A 19,100-nucleotide genomic window follows, 5' to 3' on the forward strand; every position below is an offset into this window, starting at 1 on the left:
CCTGAATTATGGCGGCCGTGACGGATACTCGGCCGGCAACAGAACTTAAGACGCCCCATGCAGCGGTACGCACCCCCGCCAAGGCACGATTCTAGGACTGGGACAACCTGTCCAACAAGCATGTCCAACTATGGAATAGGACTACTACGCCTCGTAAGGATCGGCGCTCTTCCGTCGCTACCCAACGGGAGCCATCAAGTTAGCTGGATCTCCGCCCTCAAAGTGAGCATCTGCAACCGTCCTGACGCTACTGGATTGAACATAAGCGATCTCAGTTCACTCGCCACACCGGCGATTCCTGGATACATGTAGGAGTTGGAGATTCCCAGCACTCGAAGCCTTCTACGGATCTCCTCTTTCCACACTGCTTTCACGGAAAGACGCTTTAGACCCTTGAACGCCGGAGGTGTAAACGGATCCTTTGGGCAGGAGAACACAGACCGCTGATTAACATAGCGCTCGTCGGTGTATCGAGGCCTTACAAAAATAACGCTTCCTTGCTCTGGCTGGATTGCGATCCGTCCGCTAGGAGCTTTCGCAGCCTCACTCGTGTAACAAGCAACTCTATAGTCAAACAAGTGATACTGATCCGATACAGGGTGCCGCAAGTAGTAGACCACGCCGTCCCTATCGTCTTCTCGCTCGGTGGCGAAGAACAATGCCACCAGGGGATTGGACGACCAGTCGAGAAGTCGCGTGGGAAGACCATAGTGCTGCGCGAGGAACAACCACTCAAATTCTGATGATGGGGGCTGCTTAAGAATAGGGACTGTGAGCCTTTTGAACTCGGACAGCATATTGCTCTCCAACGTCGTACTGTCGCCGCACGTTCCCTCCCGTGTACCGCGACCAATAGACGGAATGAGTTCGTGCGCGATGTCCGTCACACCGCGGAACAACATCTCCGGACCACCCTGCGAAGTATGTGCAATGGCGAAGAACTCAGCCCAAAACTCTTCTAGACCCTTATCCGTCATACATTTCTCTCAAACCAACCAGGCAGATCGCTTTGCCCGTCGCCCCAACCGAGGTGGCAGTGGCCCGCCGGCTTTACAAGCCAGGACATATGGGAGAAGCCGCCCAATGGAGCTATTCTAAGGGCCGAGTCCATCGTGGGGAGGGACCTCCGCCATGCCATCTCCAGCCGTTTTTCAGAAGCCACGCTGGCTTCGCGATCTACTCCGATTCCTGCCTCTCAAGAGCCAGTTCATTCTTTCGGGGAATGTCGCTGACCTGCAGGCCAGCGAGGTCTCACCCGGCGTAGTTACTCCACAGGCCTTCATCCCCTGCCTGAGAGACGCCTTGCTTGAGGCCGGTTACGGGCAGGTCGTCGCATGGGATCCGCTGGCGGGCTTTACTTCGCTACCACCACTTGGCGCCGATCGCGCCGCCGGTGATGCCCTCCTCCGGGAGCTGGGCCTGACGCCTGTTGAGGGTGCCGCTGCCGCTGGAACTGACTTGCTTAGCCACACTTTGCCGCGACTTGTCGAGCACGACGGCGATCCGATAGCGCTGGTAATCGACTTTGCCTCTCGCTTGGTCGTGCGCACTGAGGGCTTGACGCAGATCGAGCATCAGTTGTTCACCCAGGCCCTCGTGCTCTCCCACCGAGCCAGGGCGCGGCCTGGAGGTCCGACGCGCAAGCCATTCTTCAACACCGTGCTGTGGATCGTAGACAAGGAAGGCGATCTGCCGGACTGGCTAATGGTCGATAACCCGCGTCTGCGCCACATTCCCGTATCCAAGCCAGACCTGCCATCACGCCACGCGGTCGCCGCGAGCCTGCTACGTGGGCTGGAAGGGGGGCGGGAAGCTAGTGCCCCGGCCTTGCAGCAGTCAACCAATGCCTTTGTCGAGAGTACCGAAGGCCTGTTGCTGCTGGATCTCAATGCGATTGCGCAACTCGCGCGCGTCGAGGGCGTGGGGATGGCCCACGTCGCCGACGCAGTGCGTCGCTACAAAGTTGGCGTAACTGAAGACCCTTGGCTGAAGATCGATCGCCGGAAGATCCGGGATGCTGACGACTTCATACGTCGCCGGGTCAAGGGGCAGACTCATGCCGTCACCCACATGTTGGACATCGTCAAGCGTGCGATGATCGGCGTGGGCGCCAGCCGCAAGGGCAACCGACCGCGGGGTGTGGCGTTTCTTGCCGGCCCCACCGGTGTAGGCAAGACCGAACTGGCCAAGACGATGACCAGCTTGTTGTTTGGTGATGAAAGTGCCTATATCCGCTTCGATATGTCCGAATTCAGCGCCGAGCACTCCGACCAGCGCTTGATCGGTGCACCACCAGGTTATGTCGGTTACGACGTTGGCGGCGAGCTCACCAACGCGATCCGCGAGAAGCCTTTCAGCGTGGTGCTGTTCGATGAAATCGAAAAAGCCCATCCACGCATACTCGACAAGTTCTTACAGATCTTGGACGACGGCGTGCTGACCTCGGGGCGTGGAGATCGGGTCTACTTCTCCGAAGCGCTCATCGTATTTACGTCCAACCTTGGAATTTATCGCCAGGACGAGAGCGGCGAACGAGTCGCCAACGTCCTGCCCTCCGACCTTTTCGAGACGGTCCAACGAAAGGTCGAAAGTGAGATCGAGCGTCATTTCAAAGCAGTTCTCAACAGGCCGGAGATCCTCAACCGTATCGGTGAGAACATCATCATCTTCGACTTTATCCGCCCCGAGATAGCGGCGGAAATTTTTGAGCAGATGGTGGAAGCCACCCTTAGCGACTTGGAAATGCAGAATTTGAGTGTGACGCTCGCAGGGTCAGCCAGAGACTCGCTTCGCGCTTTGTGCCTTGACGATCTCTCTAACGGAGGGCGCGGCATCCGTAATCAGCTTGAGGCATATCTGATCAATCCCCTGGCCCGTGCCCTATTTGATCAGGAGGCACAGCCTGGGCAGCGCTTCGACGTCCCCGAACTATCGGCCGAGAGGCTGCAGTTGGTGCCCCGTTGAGCGCCAAGCTCAACCTCTCACGCGTTCATTTCCCGGTGACTGCGCTGGGTCCGGGTCGCCGACTTGGCATTTGGTTTCAAGGCTGCAGTATTCGGTGCGAGGGCTGCATTTCCGCCGACACCTGGGGGCCAGGACGCCATTCCACGACTGTCGCGCAACTGCTCGAGTATGCAGAACCGTGGCTTGAGGAAGCCTCGGGTATCACCATCTCTGGTGGTGAGCCCTTTGATCAACCCGATGCCCTGATAGAGCTTCTGACAGAACTAACGCGTCATCCCGATCTCGACATTCTCATTTACAGCGGTTACTCAATCGAGCAGCTGACGCCATCTTTGAAACGAACTCACGGACTGATTGATGCGCTGATATCAGATCCGTTTGACCAGCAAAAGCCCCAGTCCATGGTGCTACGCGGCAGCGACAACCAGCGACTGACGCTATTGACCGTGCTCGGGCGCGAGAGGTTCATGGCCTTCGAGCGGCCCTTGCAGCCCGAGGATAAGACCCTGGATCTCATGCTGGATGAGGACGGCACCGTTTGGATGGCAGGCATCCCGCGGCGTGATGATCTAACCCGCCTTCGCGATCTGCTTCGAGAGCAAGGCCACCAACTACAGATCAGCGCTGACACTGCAGCGCATACTAGCCATGGGGCACCTACAACATGATGCGCTTCTGCCGCCACTGCAAAACCGAGCGTGCGATCGTTGAGCTCATCTGCGAAGGCACGGTGCTGAATCAGACCTGCGGTTGGGACCTGTCGAACGAACCGATCCGCCAGTTGGGGTGGCGCCCGCAACCGGTCACCACTCGCGAGGTCCTGCAAGTACATGCTGAGGACACTCAGGAGCCCGCCCTACTCTGCAGCGCCGGCCACCCCATGCAACCAGGGGATCTCATATGTCTGGAATGCGGCGCCGAACTCGCATCGCCCGAGACGCCCCAATCGCAGGCGTCACTCAATGAACCCGAGGCAGAAGCGGATCAGAGCGAAACTCAGATTGATGGGTGGCGCCTTTTGCGCGAGATCAGCCGCACCGATGGCGTGCGCGAGCGCTATCTGGCCCAGCACGATGACGGCAGACAAGCGATCTTGACCTTGTACCGGGCAGGCGCTGAGCCTGATCCAGCGGTCTACAGCGTGCTGCGCCGACTCCCACGCGACCACGTTCCGGAAATCATCGCCACTGGCCGCTGGAATGACCGCGCCTATGAGGTGGCCGAAGAGCTGACCGGGGGCACGCTTGCGGGGCTGGGCATCGTCATCCATGACCTAGAGGCCGTTCGACACATCGTCCGTGAACTCGGACATGCGCTCCATGCGTTCAGCGAGGCCGGGCTGCGCCACCGCGATCTACGGCCAGGCACGTTGTTGGTTCGGCAACGCGAGCCTCTAGATCTGGTGATCAGCGGATTCGGATCGGCGCGACTTTCCGAGTTCGATCTCGATATCGTCTCGCCGCTTGAAATCAGCCGCTATATGGCACCCGAAGCCATCGCCGGCGGCGTTGCCGCCGCTTCGGACTGGTGGAGCCTGGGCATGATCCTGCTCGAGCAGATCACACAAGGAGCGTGCTTTGAGGGCATTAATCCCAATGCGTATCTGATCCACGTGCTGGCCCATGGCGTGCAGCTCCCGCCAGCAATTGATCCACAGCTTGAACTGCTGCTCCGCGGGTTGCTCGCCCGTGATCGCCACCAACGTTGGCAATGGGCCCAGGTCTGCGCATGGCTGGATGTTGAAGCGGTGACGGCGCCTGCTGCTGTGCAGGTGGAACAAGACACCGAGGACGGCGCGACGATCATCTTGGCGGGGCGACGCTTCCATAGCCCAGGCCCCTTCGCATTGGCCGCCGCCGAAGAGCAGCACTGGGCTCAGGCGCTGGATCACCTGCTGCGTGGGGTGATCGCTACGTGGGGCGAGCAGATCGGCCTTGCACCCAAGACGCTCGCGGGCCTGCGACAAGTCGCCCAGTACGACGAGCTGGAAGACGACTTCCGCCTGATGCTGGCGTTGAAGATCCTCAATCCCGATGTCCCCCTGATCCAACGGGGGCATATCGTCACGCCGGGCTGGCTACTCGAACACCCCTTGGAAGGCTATCGGCTGATCACCGGCCCGGTGCCGGACCTACTGGAGACCTTGACCAGCGAGAACTGGCTATCACGTCTGAAGGTCCGGGCTGAGCAGGTGCGACAGCGCGCGCGGCACCAGGACATAGAGCTGGACGAGCCTCAGTTGCGGATCTATCTGCTGTCCACCTCCCGGGCACGGCTTGCCGCGCAATGGCAGGAGCGGCAACGACTGTTGCCTGATAGCGAACACCCAGGCATTCGCTCACTGACCGACCGGCGCGCAATAGGCGAGGAAGACCTGATCGTTCTGCTTAGTGCGGCGATCCACCAGTTTCGTTCCGTAAATGCGATTGTCGCCGAAGCGGAAAGACTGGCAACGGATGCGGGCGCAACCGCATTCGATAGTGATGCCGCGCGTGCTCTACTTCTGCTTGATCGCCCGACATTGTTTCGAAATGTGGACGAACGCATTGCGGGCTTCGCGCGCTGCGGCTTAGGGCGATTGGATGCCTGGGCTGACCAATTTCGCATTGAGCGGCGTATGCCGTTGGCCAATGCGCTCGTATTGCTTGCCGTGCCATCCGAGAACTGGCTGGAACCCCAGAAGCAGCAATACGTCACCCAGATCCTGGATTTCTTCGAGAAGAAGATCACCACGAGCGTGATGCGTGGACCACTGGTGAGGATGACCATTGGCAAGACCACGGGACGAGTCGACGTGCGCGAGCTCGACACCGCGCGTCGGCCAGCCGCAGCACTGCTTGACGCGCTACTGCAGCGCCAAGCCAAGGCCATTGAGGTGGATCCGGCAGCATTCTCCGGCAACCTCCAAATGGAGCAGCGCCTGCATGCTCTGCACCGGCAGAGCTCGCTTTACAAACGTGATACAGGTATCGACGGCTTGCACTTGGGTTTTCCCTTCCTGCTGACGCGCGATGCACGTGGAAACACCCGCACCCGTATTGCGCCACTACTGCTGTGGCCGGTAAAGCTGCATCTTGAATTGGGAACCCGCGGCCAAGTGTCCTTGGCGTTCGACAGTGAGCGTGAAGAGGTTCGCCTCAATCCTGCTCTTGAAGCGCTCGTGGGGGTGGACGCCTGCAAGGCTTGGCGCAGAACCGCCGACGAGCTATTGGGGCGTTCTTCCCTGAAAGCAGCCGACGTGATGGACGCGTTCGGCGTACTGGCCAGTTCCAGAGCACGAGTGCTCGAAGGATTGCCGTCGGCATCCACCGAAGTCCGAGTGCACGAGAACGAGCTGGCCTGCGCCGGCGTGCTATTCCATGTGACCTTCATGGGGCAAGCATTGGGCGAGGATCTGCGCCAGCTCAAATCGACCTCCCCGGCCGGTACCGGATTGGAAACCGCCCTTCGCCTGCGCACCACCCCTTCCGAGGCTACTGCACCTGTCCCAGAGCTCGAACGCTTCTTTACTGCTCCCAGCGATCCCTCCCAAGAAGAGGCGGTCATGCAGGCGCGCCAAGCGCCGGGCCTGTTAATCGAAGGACCGCCGGGTACGGGCAAGAGTCAGACCATCGTCAACATGGTGGCCGATGCAATCGGTCGGCATCAGAGCTTGTTGATTGTGTGTCAAAAGCACGCGGCGCTTGAAGTGGTGCATAAGCGGCTGGTGGCTGAAGGTCTCGGCAGTCGCGTGGTCATGCTCGACGATGTCAACCGTGACCGCGAGCGCGTCATCCGGGGCGTTCGCGAGCAACTTGAATCCCTCTTCGGCTCAACGGGGTCGTCCTCGCGCTCCTGGCAGGCCCAGCGAGAACGGCTGGCGGCTCGTATCGAGGCCTTGGAAGGCGAGCTTGATCGCTACCACAGCTGCCTGCATGCACTGGACGAGCGCACAGGACTGAGCTATCGGCAACTTCTGGGCGAGCTGATTGAGCTGGAACAGGGGGAACCGGTCTTGCAGTTTCCTGCCCTACGCCAGCGTTTGGGCAGCCTGGACATTACGGCCCTGGCTCACTTGGAGGAAGCCTGCGCGCCCCTCGTGCGCCTATGGCTACCCGCGCGTTTTGAAGGCAGCCCACTGGCACGCCTGAAAGCATTTCCAGCAGATGCCGCGACGCTTGAATCATTCAGAAGCGAATTCGCGCAGTTCGTCGAGGCGGAGGCATCTCGACTGACGATCCTCCAATCTAGGCCCGCGAGCTTCGACGTCGCAGAGCCTGAACCCTATCGCCACTGGCTTGAAGGGCCGGCACGGACGCTGCTTGATCTTGCGGATGATCGCCGGCAGCGCCTCACCCGTTGGCTGCCGCTGTTCGGAGAGCGCGCGGCCGGCTATGCCAATGCAGGCGCGCGCACGGTCGGCGAACTTGAGCACATTGAGAAACGGGCACGGCAGTCAGCACTGGGCGATTACTCTCCCCGCCTTTCTCCCGCGCTAAGTGCGCTACCAACCATAGAGCTCAATGGCCTGATTGACCACGCCAGCCGGGTGTTGGACGCCACGTCGTGGTTCTCAAAGCTCAACCCGACGCACTATCTGCGTCGGCGCACCGTATCGGCATTCCTGACGGCGCAAGGCGTGTCTACGTTGGGCGCTTCCGAGATATCCGAAGCCCTTGCTGCAGCGCGCCTTGAAGCGCACTGGCGCCCGCTGCGCGCCCAGTTCAGTGCAGTGCAGCAGTTGCTAAGCCTGCCCATCCCCGCTCCAGATGCGGGACTTCAACTGGCTTCCCAGGTGGGGGATACGCTGACCAAGCTGCGTGATGCGCAAGGCCTGTCTGCCTCGATCTCTACAGCGCCCCGCGCCTCGACGCTGGAGGCTTCCATCTTGGAGGGCACGAAACAGTCGCTCGAAGCGCTACTCACCGAGACCGAGGCGGCCTTGGCCCGGCAGGCGGCACGAGAGCGCAGCTTGAATCGGCTATCGCGCTTGGCGGATTGGGCTGAGGAGGACTGGGGGGGGCAGTTGCGCATCTCGATTGAGAAAGGACAAAGCAATACGGCCTCGCTGCACGAGGTGGATCAAGCGTTACCGCAGCTCGGCCATTACCAACAATTCCGTGTGCGCGCCAAACAGCTGAGCGCCGCAGACTTGGCGTTTCTTGCCTTGTTGCGGGAGCGCCAGACTGACTTGGACCACATCCCAAGCGAGCGGCTTGATGCTGCAGTGCGTCGCCTGATCAACCACGAGGCGCGCTTGGGCTGGAAGCAGCGCGTGGAACAGGAGCAGCCCGCGCTGCTATTGGATCAAGCCGAAGCCGCTACAAAGATTGAGGCGCTTGCCCAAGCCGATTCGCAGATGCGTCATCTCAACCGCGAACTCTTGGGCGCCGGGATCGAGACTGCCCGTCTTGGCTCACGCAAACAGTGGGAAGATGTAACGCGGCTGACTGGCCGCCGCTCCCGCCGCCTTCGTGAGTTTGTCGAACTGGGTGCCGACCTGGGCCTGATGCATCTGCGCCCGGTCTGGCTGATGAATCCGGATGTCGCCAGCCGCGTGCTGCCCTTGCGGCCAGGCTTGTTCGACGCCGTGATCTACGACGAGGCCTCACAGATGCCCGTCGAGTTCGCGTTGCCCACATTGTTCCGCGGCCGGGTGATGGTGGTCAGCGGCGATGAGAAGCAGATGCCACCCACCGCCTTTTTCTCAAGTCGTGTGGAAAGCGATGAGGCCGAGCTGTTCGATGGCCAATCTCCTGGCGATGACGCAGAGCAGGAAGAACACGATCAGTTTGAGGACACCTGGAACCGGCGAGAAATCAAGGATTGCCCGGACCTACTCCAGCTCGCCAAAAGCGTGCTACCAACAACCACCCTGGAGATCCACTATCGCTCGGCCTATCGAGAACTTATCGGATTCTCCAACGCTTCGTTCTACGGTGATCGCCTCAGCGTTCCCGTGCGCCACCCGCCAGATAAGATCCTGGCCGTCAGGCCGCTGGAGATGATCCGCGTGGATGGCCTGTATCAGGATCAGACCAACGTGCAGGAGGCCGAGCGTGTCGTGGAATATGTGGCACAGGTATGGCGCGAACCTGTACAGAAGCGGCCTTCTATAGGCGTGGTGACCTTCAACCGTAAGCAGGCGGACCTGATCGAAGAGCGCATGGAACAGCGAGCCGAGCACGACGACGCGTTCCGTGTGGCGTATGCCCAGGAGCGCGAACGCAGTGAGGACGGCGAAGACATGGCGGTATTCGTCAAGAACGTCGAGAACGTGCAGGGTGATGAGCGCGACGTCATCGTGTTCTCCTCGACCTTCGGCCGCAACGGCCAAGGCACTTTCCGCCGCAACTTCGGCGTGCTGGGTCAAACCGGTGGTGAGCGCCGCTTGAACGTTGCCGTTACCCGCGCGCGGAAGAAGGTGGTCATGGTTACCTCAATGCCCATCCCCGACATTTCGGACATGCTCAGCACCCAGCGGGCGCCCTCGATCCCACGCGACTATCTGCAAGGTTATCTTGAGTACGCGCGGGCATTGTCTGCAGGCGAGTTCGCGACCAGCCGGTCGCTACTTTGCCGATTGCATACCGACCGCAGCCATGTCCGTGGCGAGCGTAAGACATCCAGCGACGGCTTCACTGATGCCGTGGCCGCTTATATTCGGTCGCTGGGTTGGGAGCCCGTAGGGGCAGATGAGGGCGACACCTTTGGTCTGGACTTTGCGATTGAGGACCCTGCCACCGGCCTCTACGCGCTGGGTATCGAGTGCGATAGCCCACGCCATGCACTTTTGAAGCATGCCCGCGCACGCGAGATCTGGCGCCGCAAGGTGTTGGGGCGCTCCATCCCCTACATTCATCGCGTTTCATCCCAGGGCTGGCATCGCGATGGCGGCACAGAGCGCGAAGCGCTCAAACAGGCCATCGAGAAAGCCGTTGCCCTCGCTGCGAGTGTTCACACTTTGGCCGACACGGCGGAGCGCTCATGAGCGGACCAAAAGTTGTTCGTATCGTTACGCGCGAGGAGATCCTGGCGATCTGCGAAGGACACCTCCAACGGCTCGCCCAGGCGTTCGCCCACTGGCAGAGGCAAGCCACCCGCTTGGGGGAACTTGATGACGCATCATTGACCACCACGCTCGAACGCCACGACCGCCTGAGAAAACTGCTTCTGGAGGACCAGCTTGCGCAACTCCAAGCCGAGGTTCCTTTGGAGATAGGGTTTCTTGAGCGCGACCTGACGCAGCGCCAAGAGCGGGCGGTTGCTAAGGCGAGTTTGGCGCGCAACGCCAAACGTAATCTCCGCGAGAACGCTACCACGTTGCTTGGGGCGCTAGAGCACAGTGCAAGCACCGATGCTTCGTTGATGGAAGCACTACGATCTATCGCTCAGGGACGCGCCATGTCGGATGCGGCCGCGGTCGTGGCTAAAGGTTTCTCCAGCTTGGCCACTGCGGTGAACGATACCGAACTCAGTGAGTCGCAACGTCATCTTGCGCGCGCACTGCAAATCGAACGTCCCGATCGTTGGCAGTCTTCTCAAAACGAGGCTCGTGAGCCTCGCATGCAGCGTATAGATGAACATTTGGCTCAACTGCAAACCCTATATGGGGACTCTGCGGCAGCCCCCTACTTGCAGCGACTTGAAGTTATCGAAGCTCAGTCGGCATCTTCCCACCGCAACATGTTGCTCGACAGCCTTGTCCTCGACCTTGCCGCGGCAACTGCAGGCTACCAAGCTCAGAGCACCCGTATCGCGTCGTTGCGCACCCTGGTCGCTGAACTTGAAGCCTTGGTTGGGCACGAGGCGTCGGGCCTCCTGATGCAGACCGAAGACTGCCTGGCCAGCTCACAACCAGACAAGCAACGTGTGATGACATTGTCCGAGCAGTGTCGTGAAGCGATTGCCCAAGAGCTTGGCAGGCGCGCGGCGATCGCGCGACGTCGAGCTGTCCTGGATGGGTTGGCAAGCTTGGGATATGAAGTTCGAGAGGGTATGGAGACCGCTTGGGCACAGGCAGGCAATGTGGTCTTACGCAAAACTGCCACGCCGGGCTTTGGCGTGGAAGTGGGCGGACGCGCGGAAAGCGGCCGGTTGCAGGTGCGTGCTGTATCGCTCTCTGGAAGGCACGATCGAGCACGGGATCGGGACATCGAAACGATCTGGTGCGGCGAATTCTCGCGCCTGCGCTCACTGCTAGCAACGCAAGGCAATGAGCTGGCTATAGAGAAAGCACTCGGGGTAGGAGAAGTGCCGCTGAAGGTGATCAACCTGGAAGCCGACAGCGGGAGCTCTGCTACCCATTCTGTTTCCCGCAACAGCACTTAGCTCTGGAGAACGCAGGTCGAGATCGGCTGCCGAAGGCGTTAGGCGGCACCCCATCTATTGATACGTGCTGTCAGCTGCCTTTCTTGTGTTTGTGCGGCTTTAAAGAAGGCGTATTCCCAGGCGTTTCCTTGTTATCACGGCGCCGCTGATCCGGCTTCCCCGTGGACTTGGCGATCGGCTTTGGACCAGGCTTGATGGGCATGGGTAGTCTCCGGTGGGTAAAGATTTCTGGTGAAGTTACCTACGGTGCCGCCTAACGTCTTGATCAAGTCGCGCCACAGGGCGGGTAAGGCTCAGATAGGCGCTGGTCCGACAACGAGCCGGACCAGCGAGGAAGGGATTCGGACTACCTAAGTTTAAACCCGGCTTTCTTGAATGCATCCTTGAGCTGCTTCCCAACCACAGAAACCGCCTGCGCATTCGCTCCCGTAGCCACGAGCAGATCTACGGCACCGCCAAGTCGTGGGGCCTGGAGCCGGGCTACGGACTGAGCGACCGGAGCGAAGTGTTCCTCCAGGCGAGGGAGACCAGCGCCGACGATGGCCGCGTGCGTGTCGGAGCCGCCTACATGCCGGCGCTCGATACCGAGCTCGACGTCTTCGGCAGGTCCTCTGGCTATGACCCGTACACGTGGGAGGTGGGTTACCGGCACTTCTTCCGCGACGGTGGCCGGGTCAGGCCGTTCTTCGCGGCGAGACTGGGTGCGACCGAAACCGATATCATCCGGGCCACCTTCGAGATTCCCGACGCCGCGATCACGATTTCTAATGCGCCGTTCTACGAGAAGGGCTGGGCGCTGAGCGGCGGTCTCGAGGCCGGCGTGCAGATCCCGTTCACCGAGCGCTTCAGCATGAAGCTTGCCGCAGGGGTGAACTACATCGACAATCTTTCCTACGACGATTCGGCGATCGCCGGGCTCGGTCTGGCGACCATCAACGATACCGGCAGCCGCGTGTCGCTGCCGGTGTCCATCACCGGCCGCTGGAACTTCTGAGAACGTCCAACGGCGGGCGCAGGAACGTGCCCGCCGCCCACGCCTGACGTCGGCAGCCGTGACCAATCTGACGGATTCAACGCAATGGAGGTGCCCACCAAGCAGGCGTCTCCGTTCAACCGGATCGATTTCCGCTTCCGGCCTTGGATTCAATCGATCGACGCAACAGTTTGTCGATATCGCTCTGCGGGTGTTTCATAGCCGAGCGTCTTGCGTGGTCGTTCGTTGAGCTGGCGCGCCACGGCGTCCAGCTTGGCCAGCGAGACGTCCGCCAAGCTGATGCCCTTCGGGAAGTACTGACGCAACAAACCGTTGGTGTTCTCGTTGGAGCCACGTTGCCAGGGATGATGCGGATCGCAGAAGTAGACCTGGATGTCGGTGGCCAAGGTGAAGCGGCGGTGCGCCGCCATCTCCTTGCCCCGATCTTAGGTCAGCGATCGGTACAGCTGCTTCGGCATACGGCGTGCGTTCTTTATCAGTGCATTGACCACGGTCTCGGTGTCCTTGCCTGCCACCTTCACCAGCATCAGATACCGCGCCTGTCGCTCCACCAGCGTGGCGATCTGACTGTTCCGGTCACCGAACAGCAGGTCCCCTTCCCAATGCCCTGGCACGGCCCGATCTTCGGCGCTGGCCGGCCACTCGCTGATCGAGACGGTATCGGTGATTCGGCCGTGGTTCTCCGTCTTCTGGGTGTGGTGTCGTGAGCGACGCATCGCCCGCGTGCGTCTGAGGTGCGCGAGTAGCTCCTGTTTCAGGAGCTCCGCATGATTGGATGTAGAGCGTGCGATAGATGGTCTCGTGGGACACCTGACGGCTCGCATCATCGGAACAGGTGCATTTGAGCCAGCCTGCCACTTACTCCGGCGACCACTGCCGCTGGATCTTCTCTGCCACGCGAGCGGCCAACGCTCGATGCACCGCGAGCTTACAGGGCTTGGGGCGTCGAGCCCTGTCCCAGGCGGTCTGGTCGGCTTGGCTGGCACGGTAGCCTTCAGGGCCTTCGTTGCGACCGATCTCGCGACTGATCGTGGAAGGAACCCGCTCGAGCAACGCGGCGATCATGCGGATCGACCGCCCCGCCGCCAGTCCACGGCAAATCTCCTCGCGCTCAGCCAAGCTCAGCACCCTCGGAGACCGTCGCCTTATGGGCGGACGAATGGCGCCGTGCTCGGCCAGGATGTTCCGCACGGAGCTGTGGTGTGGGTCAAACAGAGACGCAATCTGATTGAACGCAACGGTAGTTGCAGATAATGGATTTTGGAAAGGATGGACCCTGCCCACAACAGCATCGCTGTTTGGCTCAAGTTCTCGGATCGGGAGAGGAACACGGAGTCCTTGACGTTGGCGGCGGCAAAAGATCGCGATGGAATACTTCTTCAACACGAGGCTCACGCGGCAGCTTTCTCACGCTTACGGTCAACTTCAATCCAGCCAGCATACGTGCACGATCAATATCGCCAACACCTTGGCGTGCGATCAGCTTCGAACCGCCCATATCATCTATGGTATCCATCAGACGCCCAAGTTCGACCTCCGCGTTCTGTTTTTGATCATGTGCAACGAGCAAGTCGATGGCCTCCCGTGGTTTGCAGAGCGTCTCCATCACGCCGCGGTTGACTGCTGCGACCAGGCCACGAGCAACCTCCGGGTGCTCACGCATCAGGTCGGGCGAGAGCATCAACGCGCTGCCATAAAGCTCCGGCACGGCGTCGCGGAACTTCAGGAAGCGCAGGCGCGAGGCCACCTCGCCACCCGCCGTGCGGATCGCAGCCGAGCTGGTCGACAGATAGCCAAACAGTGCGTCGGACTTGCGTTCATCCAGCAGACCAATTAGCACCCTCCAATTGCCATCGTTCGACACAATCTTGACCGACGCCGGATCCAGCCCAGTCCTCGATGCGTATTGCTCGAAGGTATTCAGTGCCACGTCGGTGGCATGGCCAGTGATCGTCAATCCAGTCAGTTGTTCAGCGGACGTCACCGGCGAGGCGGCCGACAGGATGATCACCGAGGGCGAGGTGTCCATTACCATGTACACACCAACCGGCGCCTTGCCGGGCACCTTCGCGGCCTGTTCGTAGGCGGCCTGGATGTCGCCATAGCCCACGTCGAAGCCCTCTTCGACCATGCGGCCCGCCGCGGTGAAAGCGCCGCGCCCGGGCACGAATTCGACCTCGATACCTTCATCACGGAAGTAGCCACGCTCATCGGCAACAAGGAACCAGGCGTTCGCGCCGGAGAATCCCGAGTTCAACAGGAACCGGACCTTGTGCAACGGCGCCGGCGCCGCCACGGCTTCCACGGGTGCCGCGGCAATCTCGCCCGCGGACCGGTCATTGCAGCCGGCTAGCAGCAGGATTGCGGCGAAGCAGGCCCAGGTGTTGCAGCGATGCTTCATGCCACGCTCCTTTCAACACGGTTGGCGGCCCCGTCACGGCCGTGCAGCGCCAGCGGGCGGGCGCGCAGCGCGACCGGAGGCAGGAAGGCGCGCGTGAATATCTGTTCCGGACGCGGCCTGTAGGGCAAGCGGCACGACTGCGCGAGCATCGCGATGGAGCGTGCGAGCCGGCCGTCGTCGATGTCGCCGATGCCGATCTCCCGTGCCTCCGGATGCGCCATCTCCACATGCAGCGTGCCCATCAGGCGCGGGCCGTCGACGTGGCGGGCGAACTTCGGCGCCATGCGCTCCGTGGCCCGAAGCGCGGCCTCGGGGTCCGCGAGCGTTTCGATGATGCCGCGGTTGACCGCCCCCACCAGCGCGCGCGCCGCATCGGGGTGCTGCTTAATGAAATCCGGCGTCAACATCAAGGCGTTGCCATACAGGTCGGGCACGACGTCGCGGTACTCGAGGAATCGCAGGCCGGCACGCCCATCGATGCCCTTGCCAGCCAGCGCGGCGATGATGGTGTGGACAAAGCCGAACACGCCGTCGGCATGACCATTGAGCACGTCTTCGGCTAGGGTCGCCATGCTGGTGGTCGAACGCAGGATTGACACCCGCGATTCATCGATGCCGGCCTTCAATGCGTAGGCGGGGAACGCCTCGATCGCCGCATCGATGGGATGGCCACCGATTACCTTGCCTTCCAGGTCCTTGGGCGCGCGGACCGGGCCGTCCATCCTCACGCCGATAGTCAATGGCGTCTGGTTGAAGGCCACGTGCACCGCCACCGGACAGTTGTCAGATCGCAGCCCAGCCAGCTTGATCAGCGCGCACAGGTCGCCGTAACCGCCGTCGAAGCCTTCCTGCGGTATCCGCGGGACCACCGACGCGGCGCCATCGCCGGCGGCGAACTCAACCTCCAGCCCCGCCTCGGCGAAGTAGCCGCGCTCGTGCGCGAGGCAGAAGAACGCATGTGGCCCAGAAATGGGCGAGTTCAGCAACAACCGGACCTTCGTGCGTGCGCCCGATGGCTTCGCCGTTCCGGACACTGACTCATCGGCGGGCATTCCCGCCGCAAGGGCCGGCGACAGGGCGGCAGCGGCCGACGATAGGATGGCCGTCGTCCCCAGTGCCGTACAGAAATCACGCCTGGATCTGTCCAATACAACTCTCCGATACGGGTTTTGCTACGGAACGACCGGGCGGGAGCTTGGCTCCCGCCTCCGCCATCAGAACGTTTGCTGGTACTGCAGATAAACGAAGCGTCCGAAATCGAAACCGCCGTAGTAGGCAAAGTCGCTACTGGGGCGCGAGTACAACGTCGGCCCTTCCTTGCCCAGCACGTTGTTCGCGCCCAACATCAGCAGGCCGTCGCCCGGCATCTTCACGCGGAACTGCACGTCGTTGAAGACCGTAGAGCCCACAGTGCGCAACGGCTGTCGTCCGGTGTAGGGCGAGACGAAGTTCGGCTTGTCGCACTCCGGCCCACCGGTCAGGTCGAATGAGCAGGGCTCCTTGATGCCGGAGAAGTAGCGCACCTTCCATGCCGCGCCGAAGATACCCTTGGACCAGTCCAGGTTGAGATTGGAGCGGGTGCGGAAGTTGGCGCCGAAGCTGGTCGTGTGGTTGACCGGCGTTTCCGGCAGGTCGTTGGCCTTGATGTTGCGGTAGGTGACGTAGCTGGTGTTCCACTCGACTTTGATGTCACCCAGCGGCAGCGTGGGCAGCCGGTAGTGAATGCCCAGGTCGTAGCCGGAAGTCTTCAGCCAGCCCGCGTTGGTGATGGCGTAATTCAGTGCGGTGATCTCGCCCGTCGCCGGATTGCGCGTGAACGCGGTGCAGGCGCTGGCGATGCCGCGCACATAGCAATCATTGAGGATCTCCGTCGGCGTGTTCTGAACGATGGCTTGCTGGATGTCGATCTTCCACCAGTCCAAAGTGATCCCCAGCCCTTCGGTCCAGTCGGGGCTGTAGACAAAGCCCACCGTCGTGGTGGTGGAGGTCTCCGGCTTCGTGTCAGGGTTTGAGCCGGAAAGGAACGGCAGGTTCGGCTGCACGTTCGGGCCACCCGACGGCACGCCTCCGGAAGCGATCTGCCGGTAGCCCGCCGGCACGTCCGCCAGGCAGGCCGCGGTCGTCCTAGCCACGCCATAGCGGCTGTCACAGGGGTCCGTGTAGACCGGGAAGAAGTCCTGCTCACCGCCGAACAGGTCGGCGATGGTCGGCGCGCGGAAACCTTCGCCCCAGTTGGCGCGCACAAGTAGTTCGTTGGTCGGACGCCATTCCAGCCCGATCTTGGAATTAGTGGTGCTTCCGAATACGTCGTAGTCCGAGTAGCGCGTGGCCACGTCCACGCTCAGCGTGCGAGCGAACGGCACGTCCTGCAGTAACGGGATGTTCAACTCGGCATACAATTCATTAGCGCGGTAGTCACCGCGCGTGGGCAACTTGCGGGTGTTGGTGGTCTCTCCGCGCTGCTTCTGCAGGCTAGGGGTGAAAGTGCCGCTCTCGCTGCGCGATTCCAGGCCCACGGCGAAGGCCAGGTCGCCGGCCGACATCTCGACCAAGGTGCCGGTCATGTTGGCGGTCAGGCTGCGAGTCTCCGTCTCGCCACGATCCAGGTTGTCCGGCACCAGGAAGGCGCGCAGCGTGGGATCGTCCAGTGTGCCTGGCCGGCCGCTACCGTAGGACGCCAGAGGATTCCACGGCACGCACTGGCCGGCACCGCTGCCATAGGCGATCGGTGCGGCTGCGCTGCCACACTCCGCGCGGCCCGTGGCGGGATTGAAGTACGACGGGCCTGACGCCAGTTGCAGGTTGCGCAGGTTCAGGTCGCCTGTTCCGGTCTTGTCGGTGCGCAGGCGGTTGAACAGGTAGCCCGCGTCCCAGTACATCGCCCTGCCACCCCATTCGAAGTTGCCTTCCAGGATGATGTTGGCACGGGTGGTAGCGACCTTGTTGTTGCCCGAACGCGGCACTTCCCACGTGCGGCGCTGGTAGTGCACCGCGCGCGGGTTGACGACACCGCTCTGGTTACCGACCGGGTTGTAGTAGCTGTCGATCGAGAGCGGCGCATTCATCGTGCCCCATACAGACGAGCGATACGGATAGCCCGGGATGTTGCGAAACGTGTCGCGCACGCTGTACAGCGCACTGCCGCGCAGCAGCAGGCGCTCGTTGATGTCGAAACCGCCGTCGATGAAGATCGACTTACGCTCCATCCCGGTCTTCAGTGTCTGTTGTTCGCGCTCGTTGCTGTAGTCGGCGACGGTGGTGCGGTGGTAATTGGCGATGTTGCGCGGATCCGCGCCAGCGTTAACCGTCATTTGGCCCAGGATCGGATCGATCAGCGTGCCGTTCTGGTTGACGGCGGACAGGCCGACGGTGGGATGACGTACCGAATTGGGGAAGGCGCTGTAGGGACGGTCGACCGCCCAGACAGGATCCTCATCGGTGTATTGCAGTGTGCCGCTCAACCAACCGCGGTCACGCTTCATACCCCAGGACAGGTCGAACGACGCCTGACGCCCGTCGCCTTCGCTGTACTGGCCCCAGTAGACATTGGCCAGACCGCCATCGAAGCCGCGGCGCGTAATGATGTTGATCACGCCGGCGATGGCGTCCGAACCGTAGATGGCAGACGCGCCGTCTTTGAGTATCTCGACGCGATCCACGGTGGACGAAGGGATCAGCGATACGTCCGCGAAACCGCCGGTGGTCGTACCAAGGCGCTGGCCGTTGACAAGAATCAGTGTGCGCTGTGCGCCGATATTGCGCAGGTCGACATAGGTGCCGCCCGCCTCTTCGCTATCCGATTGCACGCGGCTGCGACTGGCAGCGGGTGCGCCCGCCGTGGGTGAGGATTGCAGCAGGTCGCCTACCGACCGCAGGCCCGACCGGTCGACGTCCTCGCGCGATATCGTCTGGATGGGTTGGACGGTTTCCGTGTCCACGGCGCGCATGATGCGCGAACCAGTCACCTTGACGGCATCGAGTGTGCGGGCGTCGCCGGCTTGCGGTTGCGATTCGACCGAATCTGGTGTGGATTCTTGCCCTACCGGCACCGGAGTGTTTTCCTGCACCTCCCGACTCAGGGTTATAACCGTGCCATCGTCGCGCACCACCTTCAAACCCGTCCCGGCCAGCAGGCTCTGCAATGCGGTGCGCGCATCCTGGCGACCCTTGAGTTCTGCGGTGCGCACTCCGCTCAGTCCATCCGCGGGAGCGACGATCTGCACGTTGGCTTGACGTGCGTACTCGGGAAGCGATTCGGTTGCCGATTCGGCCGGAATGTTGAAATCCACTTCCTGCGCGGAAGCGGCGAAAACCGATAGCGATGTACCAGAGACAAGGGCGAAGGAGACGGCCTTGAAGAGCGTGCTTTTCCGACAGTTCATTGTTCACCTGACAGAGCGGCCGGCGTCCGGTGGGGCGGAATGACGGACA

Annotated in this window: 10 protein-coding genes and 1 pseudogene; 5 read left to right on the forward strand and 6 right to left on the reverse strand. The window is 61.5% G+C overall.

What is annotated here, in order from left to right; translation table 11 throughout:
• Nucleotides 1–194: 194 nt before the first annotated feature.
• A complete protein-coding gene (locus tag FB548_RS18070; RefSeq protein WP_255470621.1) occupies nucleotides 195–977 on the reverse strand; it encodes an FRG domain-containing protein in 783 nt (260 codons plus the stop codon).
• 154 nt (nucleotides 978–1,131) lie between these two features.
• Between FB548_RS18070 and FB548_RS18075 the strand changes: the two genes are divergently transcribed.
• From FB548_RS18075 to FB548_RS18090, 4 genes are read left to right on the forward strand one after another with little or no spacing between them, the layout of a single operon-like run.
• Entirely contained in the window at nucleotides 1,132–2,964 is a 1,833-nt protein-coding gene (locus FB548_RS18075) for an AAA family ATPase (RefSeq protein ID WP_142126202.1), read from the forward strand.
• Nucleotides 2,961–3,632, forward strand: a complete 672-nt coding sequence (locus FB548_RS18080) for a 4Fe-4S single cluster domain-containing protein (RefSeq protein ID WP_142126203.1) — start codon at nucleotides 2,961–2,963, stop codon at nucleotides 3,630–3,632. The genes FB548_RS18075 and FB548_RS18080 overlap by 4 nt, the downstream gene beginning before the upstream one ends.
• Nucleotides 3,629–9,934, forward strand: a complete 6,306-nt coding sequence (locus tag FB548_RS18085; protein WP_142126204.1) for an AAA domain-containing protein — start codon at nucleotides 3,629–3,631, stop codon at nucleotides 9,932–9,934. The genes FB548_RS18080 and FB548_RS18085 overlap by 4 nt, the downstream gene beginning before the upstream one ends.
• Entirely contained in the window at nucleotides 9,931–11,274 is a 1,344-nt protein-coding gene (locus tag FB548_RS18090; protein WP_142126205.1) for a hypothetical protein, read from the forward strand. Before FB548_RS18085 ends, FB548_RS18090 begins: the two co-directional genes overlap by 4 nt.
• Before the next feature lie 70 nt (nucleotides 11,275–11,344).
• Here the strand turns inward: FB548_RS18090 and FB548_RS19085 are convergent, their stop codons facing one another.
• On the reverse strand, nucleotides 11,345–11,476 hold the full coding sequence (locus FB548_RS19085) for a hypothetical protein (protein WP_255470622.1): 132 nt from the start codon (nucleotides 11,474–11,476) through the stop codon (nucleotides 11,345–11,347).
• A gap of 366 nt (nucleotides 11,477–11,842) precedes the next feature.
• On the opposite strand from FB548_RS19085, the gene FB548_RS18095 reads away from it, so the two are divergent.
• On the forward strand, nucleotides 11,843–12,268 hold the full coding sequence (locus FB548_RS18095; protein WP_142126206.1) for a DUF3575 domain-containing protein: 426 nt from the start codon (nucleotides 11,843–11,845) through the stop codon (nucleotides 12,266–12,268).
• Between the two features lie 149 nt (nucleotides 12,269–12,417).
• Here FB548_RS18095 and FB548_RS18100 read toward each other — a convergent pair.
• The 4 genes and pseudogenes from FB548_RS18100 to FB548_RS18115 all read right to left on the reverse strand — a co-directional run bounded on the left by FB548_RS18100 (nucleotide 12,418) and on the right by FB548_RS18115 (nucleotide 19,051).
• Nucleotides 12,418–13,552, reverse strand: a pseudogene (locus FB548_RS18100) (IS30 family transposase).
• Between the two features lie 19 nt (nucleotides 13,553–13,571).
• The gene (locus tag FB548_RS18105) at nucleotides 13,572–14,669 is read right to left on the reverse strand and encodes an ABC transporter substrate-binding protein (protein WP_142126207.1); all 1,098 of its coding nucleotides are present in this window, start codon (nucleotides 14,667–14,669) and stop codon (nucleotides 13,572–13,574) included.
• Complete coding sequence (locus FB548_RS18110; RefSeq protein WP_185742167.1) at nucleotides 14,666–15,703, reverse strand: ABC transporter substrate-binding protein; 1,038 nt, start codon at nucleotides 15,701–15,703, stop codon at nucleotides 14,666–14,668. Before FB548_RS18110 ends, FB548_RS18105 begins: the two co-directional genes overlap by 4 nt.
• Nucleotides 15,704–15,883: 180 nt before the next feature.
• On the reverse strand, nucleotides 15,884–19,051 hold the full coding sequence (locus FB548_RS18115) for a TonB-dependent receptor (RefSeq protein ID WP_142126209.1): 3,168 nt from the start codon (nucleotides 19,049–19,051) through the stop codon (nucleotides 15,884–15,886).
• Nucleotides 19,052–19,100 lie beyond the last annotated feature (49 nt).

This window comes from Pseudoxanthomonas sp. 3HH-4, assembly GCF_006716465.1.
Taxonomy (GTDB): domain Bacteria; phylum Pseudomonadota; class Gammaproteobacteria; order Xanthomonadales; family Xanthomonadaceae; genus Pseudoxanthomonas_A.

Excerpts from the sequence above, each read along its gene's own strand:
- FB548_RS18070 (WP_255470621.1), bottom strand. The coding sequence starts at position 977 with ATGACGGATAAGGGTCTAGAAGAGTTTTGGGCTGAGTTCTTCGCCATT.
- FB548_RS18075 (WP_142126202.1), top strand. The coding sequence starts at position 1,132 with ATGCCATCTCCAGCCGTTTTTCAGAAGCCACGCTGGCTTCGCGATCTA.
- FB548_RS18085 (WP_142126204.1), top strand. The coding sequence starts at position 3,629 with ATGATGCGCTTCTGCCGCCACTGCAAAACCGAGCGTGCGATCGTTGAG.
- FB548_RS18090 (WP_142126205.1), top strand. The coding sequence starts at position 9,931 with ATGAGCGGACCAAAAGTTGTTCGTATCGTTACGCGCGAGGAGATCCTG.
- FB548_RS19085 (WP_255470622.1), bottom strand. The coding sequence starts at position 11,476 with ATGCCCATCAAGCCTGGTCCAAAGCCGATCGCCAAGTCCACGGGGAAG.
- FB548_RS18095 (WP_142126206.1), top strand. The coding sequence starts at position 11,843 with ATGCCGGCGCTCGATACCGAGCTCGACGTCTTCGGCAGGTCCTCTGGC.
- FB548_RS18105 (WP_142126207.1), bottom strand. The coding sequence starts at position 14,669 with ATGAAGCATCGCTGCAACACCTGGGCCTGCTTCGCCGCAATCCTGCTG.
- FB548_RS18115 (WP_142126209.1), bottom strand. The coding sequence starts at position 19,051 with ATGAACTGTCGGAAAAGCACGCTCTTCAAGGCCGTCTCCTTCGCCCTT.